Here is a 15,185-nt window from a genome sequence, read left to right on the forward strand (position 1 = left end):
CATAATGAATGGGTTAACAAAACTCCACAGGACTGGTGATCTTAATGATCTTGAAGAAGAATTTTTACTTTTGTCTGGCCTTTACTACGGCCGTGATGGGATGTTCGAGCGTTGAAAATGCCCCTGCCACAGAGACTCCGGCGGTTAGCGAACAAACCGCAGATTTACCTAAACATACACTTGAATATGTGCGTAGCGTTGAAGGCATTGATGAATATATGCTGAGCAACGGTCTGAAAGTGTTGCTGTTTAAGGATGACTCACAACCGAAAACTATGGTGAATATCACTTACCGGGTTGGCTCCGTCCATGAAAAGTATGGCGAAACCGGGATGGCACACTTACTTGAACATATGTTATTCAAAGGCTCGACCAATTATCAGGACATTGATAAAGAATTTAAAAAGCGCGGCATGGCATCCAATGCCAATACCTGGTACGACAGAACCAGTTATTTCGAGTCGTTTGAAGCCAATGAAGACTCATTGAACTGGGCACTCGGCATGGAAGCGGACCGTATGGTCAATGCGACTTTTACCGAGCAGCAGTTGCAAAGTGAAATGACGGTCGTGCGCAATGAAATGGAGCGCAATGAGAATTCACCGACCCGGATATTGATGGCTCGCCTGGCATCGGTGGCGAACCTCTGGCATAACTACGGCAATTCTACGATTGGCGCCCGCTCTGACGTAGAGAACTTTCCTTTCCCCAAACTTCGCGAGTTTTATAAGACCCATTATCGGGTCGATAATGCTACGTTAATCGTTGCGGGGCGGTTTGACATGGATAAAACCAAAGCCCGCATCGAACAGACGTTCGGGGCCATCGAGCAACCAGAACAAGCCGTTGAAACCCTATACACACGTGAGCCGACTCAAGATGGTGAGCGGGTAGTCAACCTGCGACGTACCGGTGATGTACCGTTTCTCGGTTTGTATTACCACGGCCCATCTGGCTTAGATCCGGACGCTGCAGCATTACAGGTATTGCAGGTAATTCTAGCTGATGGTAGTCGTGGACGAATCAAGAAAGACTTGATCGACACCGGACTGACTTCGGGTGGAACTCAAATGTCGTTTTTCTTGAAAGAAGCCTCGGCGTTGCTGTTTTTAGTGCAGGGTGAGAAAGACCAGAATATTGAATCCTTAAAACCATTAGAGTCGGCGCTGATACAGCTTGCTGAAGGTATCAATGAAAAACCGATAACCGCTGAGGAAGTGGAATTTGCCAAGGCCCTGCTTGCCAAGCAGGTAGAGCAGGAAATGCGCAACGCTACCGGAGTCGGGATGGCATTGGCGGAATATATTGCTAAAGGTGATTATCGTTACATGTTTTATTTCCGGGACCTGGTCGAGCAGGTTAGTGTCGAGCAGGTACAGGCGGTTGCTGAAAAATACCTGATCAGTTCAAACCGTACCCTTGGTCGCTTTTTGCCAACCGAAAACCCGCAGCGGGCGCACATGGCAAAAGTACCAGTAGCCAGTGAAATCCTCGGTGATTATGTTGGCAGGGAGGCTGTCGCACCTGGCGAGGTCTATGACAACACGGTCGAAAATATCAAAGCTCGGCTGTACACAGAAACCTGGGAGCAGGGCACTAAGGTCAGTGTTTATCCGAAAAAACTGCGGGGTGAGGAAGTGCTGATCAGCATGTATTTTCCAACCGCCAATGCAGATGATTTAACCAATGTCGGCAAAGCGATAGAACTCATTGGTAGCCAAATTAAAGCCGGCAATGAAAATTACAGTAAATCGCAAATTGCCGATCGCCTCGATCAATTGAAATCCACTGTATCATTTGGTTCGAACGCTGTTGGTGAATTTAGTATTGATATCAAAACTGATGTTACCAATATGCCTGCGGTGATCGATTTTATGGGCGAATTACTGGCTGCCCCTTCGTTCCCAGCCAAAGAACTAAATATCACCAAGAAGGGAATTATCGCTAGCCTTAATCAACAGCGAAACGAGCCAGGTAGTGTAGCGTTAAACAGTTATCGCCAGGCATTGTTTGACTACCCTGAAGGGCATCCTAAGGCATATATGGATATCGACCAGCAGATAGCCGCCATCAAGGCGATTGATAGCGTGCAACTTGAACAGTTATACAAGAAGTATTTTTCCATTGCCAATGGTCACATCGCCATTGTCGGGGCTGTCGATAGCAAGGCAGTCTCAGAGCACCTACAGGCGGTGCTGACTCCGTACACCAGCGATATTGAATATCGCTATATTCCGATCAGCATGCGCGACAAACAAGGGGTAGTGGTTAGTTCCGAAACCCCGGATAAGGCGAACGCTTCTGTCTATATGGTAAACCCGATTAAGATCAAATCGACAGATGATGATTATCCGGCGTTATTCATTGCTAATTCGATATTTGGGGGTGACCCATTTACCTCAAGAATCGGTGCGCGGATCCGGGTTAAGGAAGGATACAGCTATTCCGTTGGTTCAGGCATACAGGCCTCAAGTCAGGATGATACCGGGGTGTTCTATGCATCCGCGATTGCCGCCCCGGAAAATATGGATAAGGTCGTGGCTGCCTATCAGGAAGAAATCGACAAGGTAAATCAGCAGGGCTTTAGCGACGAAGAGGTGCAACGTGCGATTGATGGCTATCTGAGTTCACGCAAGCGTCAGTGGGCAAGTGATGCATACGTGGCGGGTATTTTAATTGATGCCAGTGAAGAAAATCGTGATTTGAACTACTACGACGAGCGGGTCAAAGATTATCAGAGCTTGACCACCGAAGATGTGAACGCTGCCTTTAAAAAGTACATCGGCTCACAGCAGCCTAATGTCTTTAAAGCGGGTGATTTTGCTAAAGGGCAGAACTAATTTATCCTGCCCTTTGATAAAGGGCAGGATTATTTCATAAAACGCCATTCAGATTGCTGCCATTATTCTTCGTGTTTTAAGGCCGCAAACGGGACACTGGTTGGCGTTACTTGCTCGCTAGGATAACAGCCTAGTACTTTAATAAATCGGGTCAGCTCGGTAAGCTTGCTCAAACACTCCTGCATCGCCACCGACTTCACATTTCCCTCCAAATCAATGTAGAACATTTCTTCCCAGGGACGCCCCTGAATCGGCCGCGACTCAAGTTTCGTCATATTGATGCCATATTGCTTGAGGATAACCAGGCAATCAACCAGAGCACCCGGTGTCTGGCCTGTGGCTAATATTAACGTTGTTTTCGCCGGAATCTGCTCAGCGACATCAACCGGTTTCCGGGCAACCAGGATAAAGCGGGAATGATTTTCATCCTGGTTGGCAATACCTTTTTGTAAGGCCTGTAAGTCGTATAACTGCCCGCCTTCTTCAGAACCGATTACCGCGACATTGGCTAGTTTTAGTTTCTGAGCCATTTGCATCGCATCCGCGCTACTCTCACAGTATTCAATACGGATCTGCTGCTGTTTATTTAAAAAATTGCTGCACTGTTGTACCGGTTGGGCATGGGCATAAATGGTGTCGATTTGCTCGAGGGTGGTATTGACCGCCGCTAACAGGCAATGCTCAATTGGCTGGGAGAGTTCGCCGACAATGGCGAGGTTGGTATGTTGCAACAAGTCATAGACCTCGTTAATGCTGCCTGAACTGGTGTTTTCAATCGGCAGCATGCCGTAATCGACATTGCCGGATTCGACCTCATTGAGAATATCGTTAAAACTGGCGCAGCCATATTCAATGATCTCTTCTGCGCGTCTTGAAAAGTAGCGGTGGCTGGCGAGATAACTGTATGAACCTTTATCGCCAAGATAAGCAACGCTAACGGTCGGCGTTTTAATATTGGGGTTCTTTAATTGCTGCAGGTAGGCTTGTTGGTTTAATACCGAGTCTTCAATAATTAACTGAAACAGCCGGGTAACATAGTGGGCATCCAGCCCAAGCTCCTTGCCCTGCTGAATTAATCTTACCAGGAGTTCCTGCTCTCGTTGCTGATCGCGAACCGGTCGTATGATATGGGCTTTGCTTTTTGCTACGTTGAGGGTTAACTCCCGACGCTTAGCCGCTAAACTCAATAATTGTTGATCTAACGCTGAGATTTGCTCGCGAATTTTCAGTAAATCCAATTGTTCTTCCATTGCCTGTCACCATGATTTTTTGCGCATAAAAAAACCTCCTTTCGGAGGTTTTTATCGTAATGCTTCGACGACAATCCCTCCGGTTAACACCGAATAAATGTCATAAAGTGAAGCACAGCGATCAAATGTTTCATATGTTTCGTGAAATTGTCGTTCGATTAATTTGACTAAATATTATTTGGCAATCCTCAGAGAAACAGGATTTACCCGAGCTATCCGTTACCCTGGTTACACAAGGCATTGTTTTTTATATCAGAACCGGCAACGAAAATTGCTATCTCAATCTACAGTAGGGGAGCGGTTAAAAACTGTCAACCGTTATTTGATTTAGTCAGGATTCTGGTAAAATAGCGTCAGGATTATAGTTAGGAATCGATAAGTGTTATGGCGTCATTACAGGATCAGCTTTTAAAAGCCGGTTTAACTACCAAACAAAAGGCCCGACAGGCGAATAGTGATAAGCGCAAACGCAACAAACAAAAGCGCAGTGGCGCACAGGTTGATGCTAGCCTGCAAGAGCAGGTCAAACAGGATTTACAGGTTGCCCGCGAGGAAAAGGCGAAAAAAGACCAGCAGCTTAATGCCGATCGCCAGCAGGCGCAGGCAGCGAAAGAACTGAAGCAACGTATTGCGCAGATTCTTGAACATCACAGCCTGAAGGGCATTGACGGTGAGGTAAAATTTAATTTCACCCAGGATAATAAGGTGAAAAGCCTGTTTATCGATGACAAAACCCATTCAGCACTGACTCGTGGCGTTCTTGCGCTTTGTGTGCTGGATGACAAATTTTACGTAGTCACTGAACAAACGGCCGAAAAGGTTGCCACCCTTGATGCCAGCGTGGTGCTGGTAAATCATGAAAACCAGGACCCACAAGCTGATGAGGATGACCCTTACGCCGATTATCAAATCCCAGATGATTTAATGTGGTAAATCGTTTACGTCCATTTTGTGGCCCGGTTCTTAATAAGTGCCGGGTCATTTTTATTTATTCGTTATTTAAGAACAGGAGCTATCATGGCGCTAATTCGTTTCATTTTAGGACGACTTATTTTGTTGTTTAACTTTATCTTTGCCCCGAAAAAAGCAAAGCGTGAGCCCGAGCAACAACAGGCACTAGACGCAAAAACACAGAGTTTCAGTCTCTACCAGCTCAATGCCTGTCCTTTCTGTGTCAAGGTTCGTCGCACGATTCGACGTGAAAACCTGAATATTGAACTTCGAGATATCAAGCAACAGCAGACATTGAACGAACTGGTTGCAAAAGGTGGTAAGCGCACCGTTCCTTGCCTGCGTATCGATAACGCCGACGGCAGTTCACAATGGATGTATGAATCCAGCGATATTGTTGATTATTTGCAGCGGGTCGCGCGAGCCGCTTAAATCCACCAGGTTAATTTATTATTAATTTGAAAAAGGGCAACGAGTTACATCGTTGCCCTTTTTTTATCAGCGGATTCCCTGATTAGGGAATCGCTACTCTTTGAAGTTTGTAGGCGCGAATTTTTTTAATCTCAGTTTTATCTGCCTGATAAGAGGAATTTTCACCGAATTTCAGAAAGTTTATTCTGGTTTACGCTGTCTTTGTCTATATACATTATCAGGGTGAACGTATGTTGATAAAAGTTAAGGATAAAAGCTCAGTTATTGTGGATGGCCGCCGCAGGTATATGACCGAGTCTGATGTTACCGATGAATCTGTCTACCAGCAGCGTCGCCAGTTGTTGAGAGGCTTGGGGTTTATTGGTGCCAGCACCTTGTTATGGACAAATGGTATTGTTGGTAGTGGCAAAGCGAGAGCGGATACCTTTAAAACCCAGGATCTTGACTTTGCAAAGTCAAATGCACAGACCGTCCCTGATGCGTTGACGCCAGAAGCTAAGGTGATCAGCCACAACAATTTTTATGAATTTGGTTCGCAGAAACATCAACCAGCTGAGAATGCGCAAAGCTTCAGGGTTAACCCATGGAGCCTGAAGGTTGGCGGCGAGGTAGAGAAGCCTTTTACCCTCGATTATGAACAACTGTTTTCTCAGTTTGTCATCGAAGAGCGCATCTATCGATTACGTTGTGTCGAAGCCTGGTCGATGGTAATTCCCTGGCTGGGATTTGAGCTTGGAAAGTTAATTAAGCGCGCCCAACCGACTAGTAAAGCCAGGTATGTTGCCTTTAAAACCTTGTACGACCCCGAGCAGATGCCGGGCCAGCGCAGTCGTTTGGTTGGCGGCGGTATCGATTACCCTTATGTCGAAGGGCTGAGAATAGATGAGGCGATGAACCCCTTAACCCTGTTATCCGTTGGGCTATACGGGAAAACCCTGCCGCCACAAAATGGCGCTCCAGTACGTCTTGTCGTGCCATGGAAATATGGTTTTAAGAGCATCAAATCTATCGTCGAAATTCAATTGACAGAAAAACAACCGCCTACCACCTGGAATATATTGGCGCCACACGAATATGGTTTCTATGCCAATGTGAACCCAGAGGTTGATCACCCAAGGTGGAGTCAGGCCAGTGAAAGACGCATCACTAAAGGTGGCTTGTTCACCCGTAACCGGATCAAAACCCAGATGTTTAATGGCTACGGTGAACAAGTGGCAGACCTGTATCGAGACATGGACTTGAGCAAAAACTACTAGATGATGACTCGCAGACCTTCCCGCGCGGCGTTAATTGCCGCGAAAATATGTATTCACCTGACAGCGCTTAGTTGGGTTGGCTATTATTATTTCCTTGCCATTACCGACCAGCTTGGTAGTGATCCGGTCAAAGGGATTATTCATTTTACCGGTATGTCGGCGTTAAACATGCTATTACTGACTCTGGCTGTCAGTCCTCTGGCAAGGAACTTTAACTTACCCTGGTTGCTGGGGTTTCGCCGCCTTCTCGGATTATATGTTTTCTTTTTTGCCTGCTTGCATTTGCTCAATTTCATCCTGTTTGAGTTGCAATTAGATTTTTCTTTGTTTATTGATGAGGTGATTGAGAGACCCTACATTACTCTTGGTATGCTCGCCTTTGTTATTCTGACGGCATTGGCAATTACCTCATTTAGACACCTAAAAAGGAAAATGGGGCGCCATTGGCAAACCTTGCACAATCTTATTTATGCCGCGGTAATATTGGTCGTTATTCATTTTTACTGGTCGGTTAAATCCGATATTACTGAGCCTGTCATCTATATATTGCTGATCATCGGTCTGCTGCTGTTTCGCCGTCAGAAATTGAGTTATTACCTTCGTCGTAAAGTGGCAAGAATCTCGCAGCAATAAGTGCAATTGTCATTGTGACTCAGTAAACTATCAGTCACTGACCTTAGCGTGCCTGTTTTAGAAAATGTCTGAAAATATCCTGGAAATACATCACAACGTAGAAACGGATGCCGATACTGCCGTGAGTATTCTGACAGCGATAACGCCGTTATCAGCAGGTAAAATAAAGCAGGCGATGCAAAAAGGTTGCGTATGGTTAACCTCAGGTAGTAAAACCAGCCGCTTGCGACGAGCCAACCGAATCCTGGCGCCGGGACAGCAACTGCATTTGTACTATAACGACGTGGTATTGGCGCAGCAGGTCGAACCGGCTCGACTGGTAACCGATGCTGGTGATTACAGCGTCTGGTATAAACCTTTTGGCATGCTGTCACAGGGATCAAAATGGAGCGATCATACCACCATCACTCGTTTTGTTGAGCAGACCCTGGATCCACAACGACCATGCCTGTTAGTGCACAGGCTTGACCGGGCAACATCAGGCTTAATAGTAGTCTCGCACACTAAATCCAGCACTCGGGCACTAACATCGGCGTTTGAAGGGCGGAAAACTCGCAAACGCTATCACGCCATTGTCTGCGGTAATGCATCCGAACTCACAGGTTTTAATGTTGAGAATGAATTGGATGGCAGGCACGCAGTCAGTGTGATCACATGCCTCGATTATCAGCCCGATACGAATCGTAGTATGGTGGAAGTCGAGATTAAGACCGGTCGCAAGCACCAGATTCGTCGTCATTTGAGCCAGCTTAAGCTGCCCATCGTCGGTGACCGATTGTATTCAGCGACAGATGATGGCTGGGATGAATCGGAAAACCTGCAACTTTGCTCCGTGTACCTGGCATTTCCCGCTCCAGGCAATGGCGAATTAAAGGAGTTTCATTTGCCACCGACCCTGGATATTCACCTCAGTTGAACCGAAAATCTGAACTCAAATGTCAAAACCATTATACGAGTTATTGAGACATCCCAAATCTAGTTATTAAGACACCCACATTAACCGAGTTATAAATCATGTAATTAAGACACCCACATTAACCGAGTTATAAATCGTGTTATTAAGACACCCACATTAACAGCTCTGTTATTCTTCAACAATTTATCAAGACACCCATAATAAATTTGCTCTGCTATTGCGGGTTAAATCGTCATAAGGTCAATGCATAAACTTGAAAATAAGCGAAGGGCATTCTCGTTTAATCCTCCTAATCGGTTTCAATCAAGCCTTTAATCGAGATGGCTATGGTGGGTGTCTTGTTAACATGTCTTTGTGTTAATTCATGGGTGTTTATTGCAGGTTATCTGTGTCCAGGCATACCGGCGTTCCAGGATGACAGGCCTTAGCATGGGTGTCTTAATTAGGTATTAGGTGGGCTCTTTTTGGGTGGGTGTCTTAATTAGGCACTTATCTTTGCAGATGACTATCGCCAGTTAATGGCGTAGATATTCATCGATACCGTGATCTCCCTCCTCCTTCTTATTGCACGTGTTTGACTACAAGGGTATTAAAGAAATGGCTTGCTTAGTATGGGTGTCTGTGTAACAGGTTTGCTAACGTCCCCGCATAGGTTGGGGAAATTTTCAAGTTGATTGCAGGTCGATGTCTGTTCGTTGCAATGGGGAGGGGGTGACATCGCCAACAGCGATTAAACCGGGCGATGTCTGAGGTTGTTTATGCGCAGTTTGCCATATTTTGCTCGTCTCCTGCGACGCATTCAGTTTGCTCTGGAACTACGGACAACGCATGTTCAAGGTCGGCAATGATATCGTCCACATGCTCTAACCCCACGGCGATGCGAATCAGGCCGTCGCTGATCCCTGCTTCCAGTCGCTCTTCCGGAGAATACGGAGAGTGGGTCATTGATGCAGGGTGTTGAATCAATGATTCGGCGTCACCCAGGCTTACGGCGATCGAGAACAACTCGGTTGAGTTTATCATCGCTTTGCCATCTTCCAGTCCGCCAATGATCTCAAAACCAATGACGCCACCGGCACCAAGCATCTGTTTATCCATGTACGGATTGCCGGGATGATTTTTAAGACCCGGATAATAAACCCGTTTTACTTTCGGATGTGCTTCAAGGTACTCAGCAACAATCTGAGCTGACTGACAATGTTGTTTGACACGAATGGCCAGCGTTTTCATTCCCCGTAAAATTAACCAGGCGTCATGTGGGCTCATAGTCGCGCCAATATCTTTTAGCACACTCAGCTTTATTTTCTCAATCATACTGTTGCTGCCGCAGACAATGCCTGCAACCACATCACCGTGACCGTTTAAATACTTGGTTGCGCTATGGATGACGATATCGATCCCATATCTAATCGGTTGTTGCAGAATCGGGGTTAAAAAGGTGTTATCGACAATAGAGATCAGCTGGTGCTTTCGCGCTACATTACCAAGCATCTCCAAGTCTATGACGTCCAGGGTTGGGTTAATAGGCGTTTCGGCAAATATCACTTTGGTATTTTCTTTTACAGCGGTTTCGATGCTTCCTTCTTGGGTCATGTCGACAAAGGTGACCTCAATGCCAAAACGAGTCAGCTGATGACGGATTAACGCATAGCTGCACCCGTATAATGCTTTCGAGGCAATTAAATGATCACCCGCAGATAAGTTGGTTAGCAAAGCGGCGGAGACTGCACCCATGCCGGTTGCGGTGGCCGCAGCATCTTCCATGCCCTCGAGTTGAGCAACCTTCATCTCAAACTGCCTGACCGTTGGGTTGCCGAGTCGAGAATATATATACCCGGATGATTCACCAGCGAATCGTTCCCCACCTTGCTCGGCATTATCGAATACAAAGGTTGAGGTCTGGTAAATGGGCGTAGTCAGGGCACCGAACTGCTCGTCCTTAATCCTGCCCGCATGAATGGTTGCTGTTTCAATATGATTGTATTTGTTTTTCATAACCTTACATCCCGTTTTTTATTATCGTTTTATTAAGTCGCATGAAAGCATGTCTGTTATTTCCTGTTCAGCAAGGTTCAAGCCAGTATTTTTTAATCCTTTTATATCAGTATCTTATGGTTTGTTTTGTTTGCGACTTTACATGTGTTTGTCATGTTTTTATTACGATTTTCAGGGTGGTTTGAGTGATTTTAATTTTTGTATTGTTTTTATTACGAATGTCATTTATATATTACAGTTAGGTGCTTGTTAATATTGCTTGGGGACATGAATGCGTTTGGCGGTGGAATCGGAAGACAGGGTAGGGATGACTCAGGAAATTCTCGCTAAAGTCGCTGATCTTGGGGTTAATCTGGTAGCGATGGAAGTGACCAAATTTCATACTTATCTGAATCTGGACAACGACCATCTGGATTTGATGCGCGAGTTGCTGGCGATTCCCGGAGTAAAGCAAGTTAACGCAATTGAATTGCTGCCCGGCGAGCGGACAGCAAAACAATTACAGGCAATGCTGGCAAAAATACCGGAGCCGATACTGGATATTGATCGTGATGGGCGAATATTAATGGCTAATCAGTCGGCTCTGGATGCATGGCGACAATATAAGGGGCAGGCAGGTACCAAAGATTTAATTGGCATCATGATCACGTCCTGTATCGAACAGAAGCTCAGGGTATTCCTGACTGAACAATCGGTTACCCAGGAAATTACTTTTGCTGCCAATCAATATTTCTGTGATATCACCCCGGTAAAAGTGGATGGAAAGGTTCAGGGGGCGCTACTTGTGCTTCGTTCATTAGCAGATGTGGGCCGCCATTTAGCCGCAACCCAACTGACCGACCGTGGTGGCTTTGATAATATCGTCGGTCACTCCCTGAAATTAACCCAAGTTATCGAGCAGGCGCGCAAGTTTTCAAACCTTGAATTGCCAGTACTGATTCAGGGCGAAACTGGCACCGGTAAAGAACTGCTTGCCAGAGCCATGCATGATAATAGTCGCCGCGCCCGCAAACCATTTCTTGCCATAAACTGTGCCTCACTCGCCGAACATTTACTAGAAAGTGAGTTATTTGGATACGCTGCAGGGGCGTTCACAGGAGCAACAAGTGGCGGTAAACCAGGATTACTGGAACTTGCCGATGGCGGTACGGTGTTCTTAGATGAAATTGCTGAAATGTCGGTTTACCTGCAGGCAAAATTGCTACGCTTTTTGCAGGATTACCGTTTTCGTCGGGTTGGTGGGGTTAAAGAAAAACAGGTTGATGTACGGATCATCAGCGCGACCCATGAACCTCTAACCAGTCTGGTTGAAGATAAACAATTTCGGGAAGATCTATTTTATCGCCTCAATGTCCTGAATTTGACGTTGCCGCCACTGCGGGAACGTTCCGGTGATATTCCTCTTCTGTTAGAGCAGTTTATTAAAAATGCGGCGACGCAAATTAATCAACCATTGCCGACAATTTCCCCTGAGGTGTTAAAGAAATTACAAAGCTACGATTGGCCGGGAAATGTCCGGCAACTACAAAACACCCTGTTCAGAGCCGTCGCTCTTGCCGAAGGTGGCGAGATTCGCGATATCTCGTTACAACAAGGTGCACAGGATTCACAACAACATGGTAATACCCGTTATAACGAATCTTTGGATAACTCACCAGCTTTGCCCGTAACTTCTGAACAAGACGCGAATGCGGTTGATTATCGTGACCTGCATCACGCTCATCAGACTTTTGAAAAACAACTGTTACAGCGCTTGTTGCCCCTTTACCCGAGTACCCGAAAGCTGGCCGAACGCCTCGGCGTCTCTCACAACACCATTGCTATAAAGTTAAGACAGCATGGCTTACAAAAAAATCGTTAAGGAACTATCGATGTTAAACAAGATTCAATTCAATAGTCAGCTAATAACCCCATCGAAAATCGTCTGTATTGGGCGTAATTACGTCGACCACATTACCGAGTTGGGGAATGCAATCCCTAAGGAGATGGTGGTGTTTATGAAACCTAATTCGGCGATAACGCAACAATTAATGGCAACCCATCAAGAACCTTTGCATTTTGAAGCCGAGTTAGCGTTTTTATACCAAGGCGGGAGGTTTTCTGCGGTAGGCGCTGGCCTAGACCTGACTAAGCGAGGTTTGCAAAACCGTCTAAAAGAAAAGGGCCTGCCGTGGGAACGGTCAAAAGCGTTCGATGGCTCGGCGCTGTTTAGTGAATTTGTTGCCATTGATTCATTAGATGATCTTAGCATTGAACTGGATATTGACGGTGCACCTCGCCAACGCGGAAGTGTGACGATGATGATGTATTCGCCAGACGTTATTCTCAAGCAATTGCAACCGTTTATGACATTGCAGGATGGTGATGTGGTGATGACCGGCACGCCGAAAGGTGTAGGGGAAGTTAGCAAAGGTTCATTGTTCGAAGCGCGAGTAAAGCAACGCGACAAGCTCTTGGTGACCCAGACTTGGAAAGCGCGCTAACATCAAACAACGGATAACAACTTACCGCTTATGGCTTACAGCTTATGACTTACAGCATACAGCTTGCAGCCAGGAAACCAGATTAACTACTCTGGTTTCCGCCTAACCGCCAATAAACTTTACTTTAAACCCGGATTTTTCCAACTCTACTTTGATGACGTCGCGCTTATCACCTTGAATTTCAATAGTCTCATCAACTACAGTGCCACCGGTTCCGCATTTTTGCTTTAACGTTTTCGCCAGTGCTTTTAACTCTTTGGGTGCTAGTCCTAAGCCGGTAATGGTTACCACGCCTTTACCCTTACGACCCTTGGTTTCCCGTCGCACCCTGGCAATCCCATCGGAAGGCGTGATGGTTGGCTCTTGTGGTTCGTCTTTGATACGGCCGCCATCGGTAGAAAATACTAATTTTGATAATTGATCACGCATCATCTGTTCACTTAATACATTCGGGGGAATAGTTGAGGATTATACCGGCAATGGGTTTCACTGCCCAGAAACAAAAAACACCCGCTTGCGCAGGTGTTTTACTCATAACTAGTACAAAGCTGTTTTACAGCTTGCTTTCCAACTCTGGTAATACGTCGAACAGGTCTGCGACTAATCCGTAATCTGCGACCTGGAAGATAGGCGCTTCCGCATCTTTGTTAATGGCAACGATTACTTTCGAGTCTTTCATACCGGCCAGATGCTGAATCGCACCAGAGATACCTACGGCAATGTACAAGTCAGGCGCAACGATTTTACCAGTCTGACCTACTTGCATGTCGTTTGGCACAAAGCCTGCGTCAACCGCCGCGCGTGATGCGCCGATAGCAGCACCAAGCTTGTCGGCGATACCTTCCAGTAACTGGAAGTTTTCGCCATTTTGCATACCGCGACCACCAGAGATAACCACGGAAGCGGCACCTAAGTCAGGGCGTTCCGACTCAGTAAACTCATCTTTAATGTGGGCAGAAACACCTGCATCAGTGGCATGGCTTAAAGATTCTATCGTTGCATTGCCGTCGTTAGCTACCGCATCAAATGCTGTTGCTCGCACGGTAATGACTTTTTTGCTATCCAGGCTTTGCACCGTTGCAATCGCGTTACCCGCATAAATTGGACGCACAAAGGTATCCGCAGATTCAACCGCAATGATGTCGGAAATTTGCGCCACGTCTAATAAAGCAGCAACGCGAGGCATGAAGTTTTTACCTGTGGTGGTTGCACTGGCAAGAATGTAGTCATAATCATTGCTGATTTCATTGACCAGCAGGCTAACATTTTCCGCCAGTTGTTCAGCATAGGCCGGGTTGTCTGCGACTAATACTTTAGCTACACCATTTGCTTTGGCAGCTTGTTCGGCAACGGCCTGGCAATTGCTACCAGCAACCAATACATCGATGTTGCCACCAATTTGTTGTGCTGCGCTCAGTGTTTTCAGCGTTTCCGCTTTCAGGCTGTTATTGTCGTGTTCTGCAATTACTAAAATGGCCATTAGATCACCTTCGCTTCATTTTTTAATTTTTCAACCAGCTCATCCACTGTCTCAACCACAATACCCGCTTCACGTTGTGCCGGCGGCGTAACTTTCAAAAGCTTAGTGCGAGGTGATAAATCGATTCCTAAATCTGCCGCAGACTTTACATCTAATGGCTTGCGCTTGGCCTTCATGATGTTTGGCAACGATGCGTAGCGAGGTTCATTAAGGCGTAAATCGGTAGTAATGATAGCCGGAAGGTTTAGGCTAAGGGTTTGTAAACCGCCATCGACTTCACGAGTTACCGAAACCTTTTCACCGTCAACCACAACTTCAGAGGCAAAAGTGCCTTGGGCATAACCGGTTAATGCAGCCAGCATCTGACCAGTCTGATTATTATCACTATCGATTGCCTGCTTACCCATCAAGACAATCTGAGGTTGTTCTTCGGCAACGACTTTCTGTAGTAATTTAGCAATGTTAAGCGCGTCCAGGTTGCCTTCCGCTTCAATCTGAATTGCCCGGTCTGCCCCTAACGCTAAAGCAGTACGCAGTTGTTCCTGGCAGGACTTATCACCGATAGACACGGCAACGATTTCACTGGCAACGCCTTTCTCTTTCAGGCGAACTGCTTCTTCTACCGCGATTTCACAAAATGGATTAATGGCCATTTTGGTATTGGTTAAGTCAACGTCACTTTGATCGGCTTTAACCCGAACCTTAACGTTATAGTCAATCACTCGTTTGATTGGCACTAAAATTTTCATATCAACCCCATGGTGCCTGCGGCACGAATCGTCATTTTTGCAGATAACTTACTTCACTTACTGGCTAAATTCAATCAAGTGTTTTAAATTATCGTTTGAAACTTCTTGTTGTGTGCATCAAAGAGTACTTAGGCCGGTTAAAAAGGTCAATGACAACCGGGAGCGAAACTGATATTTCGCAATCTCATTAAGTGTTCACG

13 protein-coding genes are annotated in these 15,185 nt (G+C 46.1%); 8 read left to right on the forward strand and 5 right to left on the reverse strand.

Features of this window, described 5'->3' with window-relative positions:
- Positions 1–44 precede the first annotated feature (44 nt).
- On the forward strand, positions 45–2,840 hold the full coding sequence (locus tag E8M12_RS01585; RefSeq protein WP_136734314.1) for a M16 family metallopeptidase: 2,796 nt from the start codon (positions 45–47) through the stop codon (positions 2,838–2,840).
- Between the two features lie 62 nt (positions 2,841–2,902).
- Here E8M12_RS01585 and pheA read toward each other — a convergent pair whose 3' ends face one another.
- A complete protein-coding gene (gene pheA, locus E8M12_RS01590; protein WP_136734315.1) occupies positions 2,903–4,090 on the reverse strand; it encodes a prephenate dehydratase in 1,188 nt (395 codons plus the stop codon).
- A gap of 384 nt (positions 4,091–4,474) precedes the next feature.
- Between pheA and E8M12_RS01595 the strand changes: the two genes are divergently transcribed.
- The 5 genes from E8M12_RS01595 (at position 4,475) to E8M12_RS01615 (ending at position 8,278) form a co-directional block, all read left to right on the forward strand.
- Complete coding sequence (locus tag E8M12_RS01595) at positions 4,475–5,023, forward strand: DUF2058 domain-containing protein (protein WP_136734316.1); 549 nt, start codon at positions 4,475–4,477, stop codon at positions 5,021–5,023.
- An 84-nt stretch (positions 5,024–5,107) separates the two neighbouring features.
- A complete protein-coding gene (locus E8M12_RS01600) occupies positions 5,108–5,473 on the forward strand; it encodes a glutaredoxin family protein (RefSeq protein WP_136734317.1) in 366 nt (121 codons plus the stop codon).
- Between the two features lie 230 nt (positions 5,474–5,703).
- Positions 5,704–6,729, forward strand: a complete 1,026-nt coding sequence (msrP, locus tag E8M12_RS01605) for a protein-methionine-sulfoxide reductase catalytic subunit MsrP (RefSeq protein WP_136734318.1) — start codon at positions 5,704–5,706, stop codon at positions 6,727–6,729.
- Positions 6,730–7,362, forward strand: coding sequence for a protein-methionine-sulfoxide reductase heme-binding subunit MsrQ (gene msrQ / locus E8M12_RS01610; RefSeq protein WP_136734319.1), 633 nt, complete (start codon positions 6,730–6,732; stop codon positions 7,360–7,362).
- Between the two features lie 64 nt (positions 7,363–7,426).
- Positions 7,427–8,278, forward strand: a complete 852-nt coding sequence (locus E8M12_RS01615; protein WP_136734320.1) for an RluA family pseudouridine synthase — start codon at positions 7,427–7,429, stop codon at positions 8,276–8,278.
- A gap of 756 nt (positions 8,279–9,034) precedes the next feature.
- Here the strand turns inward: E8M12_RS01615 and megL are convergent.
- Positions 9,035–10,273 (reverse strand): methionine gamma-lyase, encoded by a 1,239-nt coding sequence (megL, locus tag E8M12_RS01620; RefSeq protein WP_136734321.1) that lies wholly within the window; start codon positions 10,271–10,273, stop codon positions 9,035–9,037.
- Positions 10,274–10,544: 271 nt separating this feature from the next.
- Between megL and E8M12_RS01625 the strand changes: the two genes are divergently transcribed.
- Positions 10,545–12,134: a sigma 54-interacting transcriptional regulator gene (locus E8M12_RS01625; protein ID WP_136734322.1), complete on the forward strand. Its 1,590-nt coding sequence runs from the start codon at positions 10,545–10,547 to the stop codon at positions 12,132–12,134.
- 10 nt (positions 12,135–12,144) lie between these two features.
- On the forward strand, positions 12,145–12,756 hold the full coding sequence (locus tag E8M12_RS01630; protein WP_136734323.1) for a fumarylacetoacetate hydrolase family protein: 612 nt from the start codon (positions 12,145–12,147) through the stop codon (positions 12,754–12,756).
- 102 nt (positions 12,757–12,858) lie between these two features.
- Here the strand turns inward: E8M12_RS01630 and E8M12_RS01635 are convergent, their stop codons facing one another.
- From E8M12_RS01635 to E8M12_RS01645, 3 genes are all read right to left on the reverse strand, one after another.
- Complete coding sequence (locus E8M12_RS01635; RefSeq protein ID WP_136734375.1) at positions 12,859–13,185, reverse strand: translation initiation factor; 327 nt, start codon at positions 13,183–13,185, stop codon at positions 12,859–12,861.
- A 124-nt stretch (positions 13,186–13,309) separates the two neighbouring features.
- A complete protein-coding gene (locus E8M12_RS01640; protein WP_136734324.1) occupies positions 13,310–14,236 on the reverse strand; it encodes an electron transfer flavoprotein subunit alpha/FixB family protein in 927 nt (308 codons plus the stop codon).
- Positions 14,236–14,985 carry an electron transfer flavoprotein subunit beta/FixA family protein gene (locus tag E8M12_RS01645; protein ID WP_136734325.1) on the reverse strand — a complete coding sequence of 250 codons (750 nt, stop codon included), beginning with the start codon at positions 14,983–14,985 and terminating at the stop codon, positions 14,236–14,238. The genes E8M12_RS01640 and E8M12_RS01645 overlap by 1 nt, the downstream gene beginning before the upstream one ends.
- Positions 14,986–15,185: the final 200 nt, after the last annotated feature.

It is taken from the genome of Thalassotalea mangrovi (assembly GCF_005116735.1).
Classification (GTDB): Bacteria; Pseudomonadota; Gammaproteobacteria; order Enterobacterales; family Alteromonadaceae; genus Thalassotalea_A; species Thalassotalea_A mangrovi.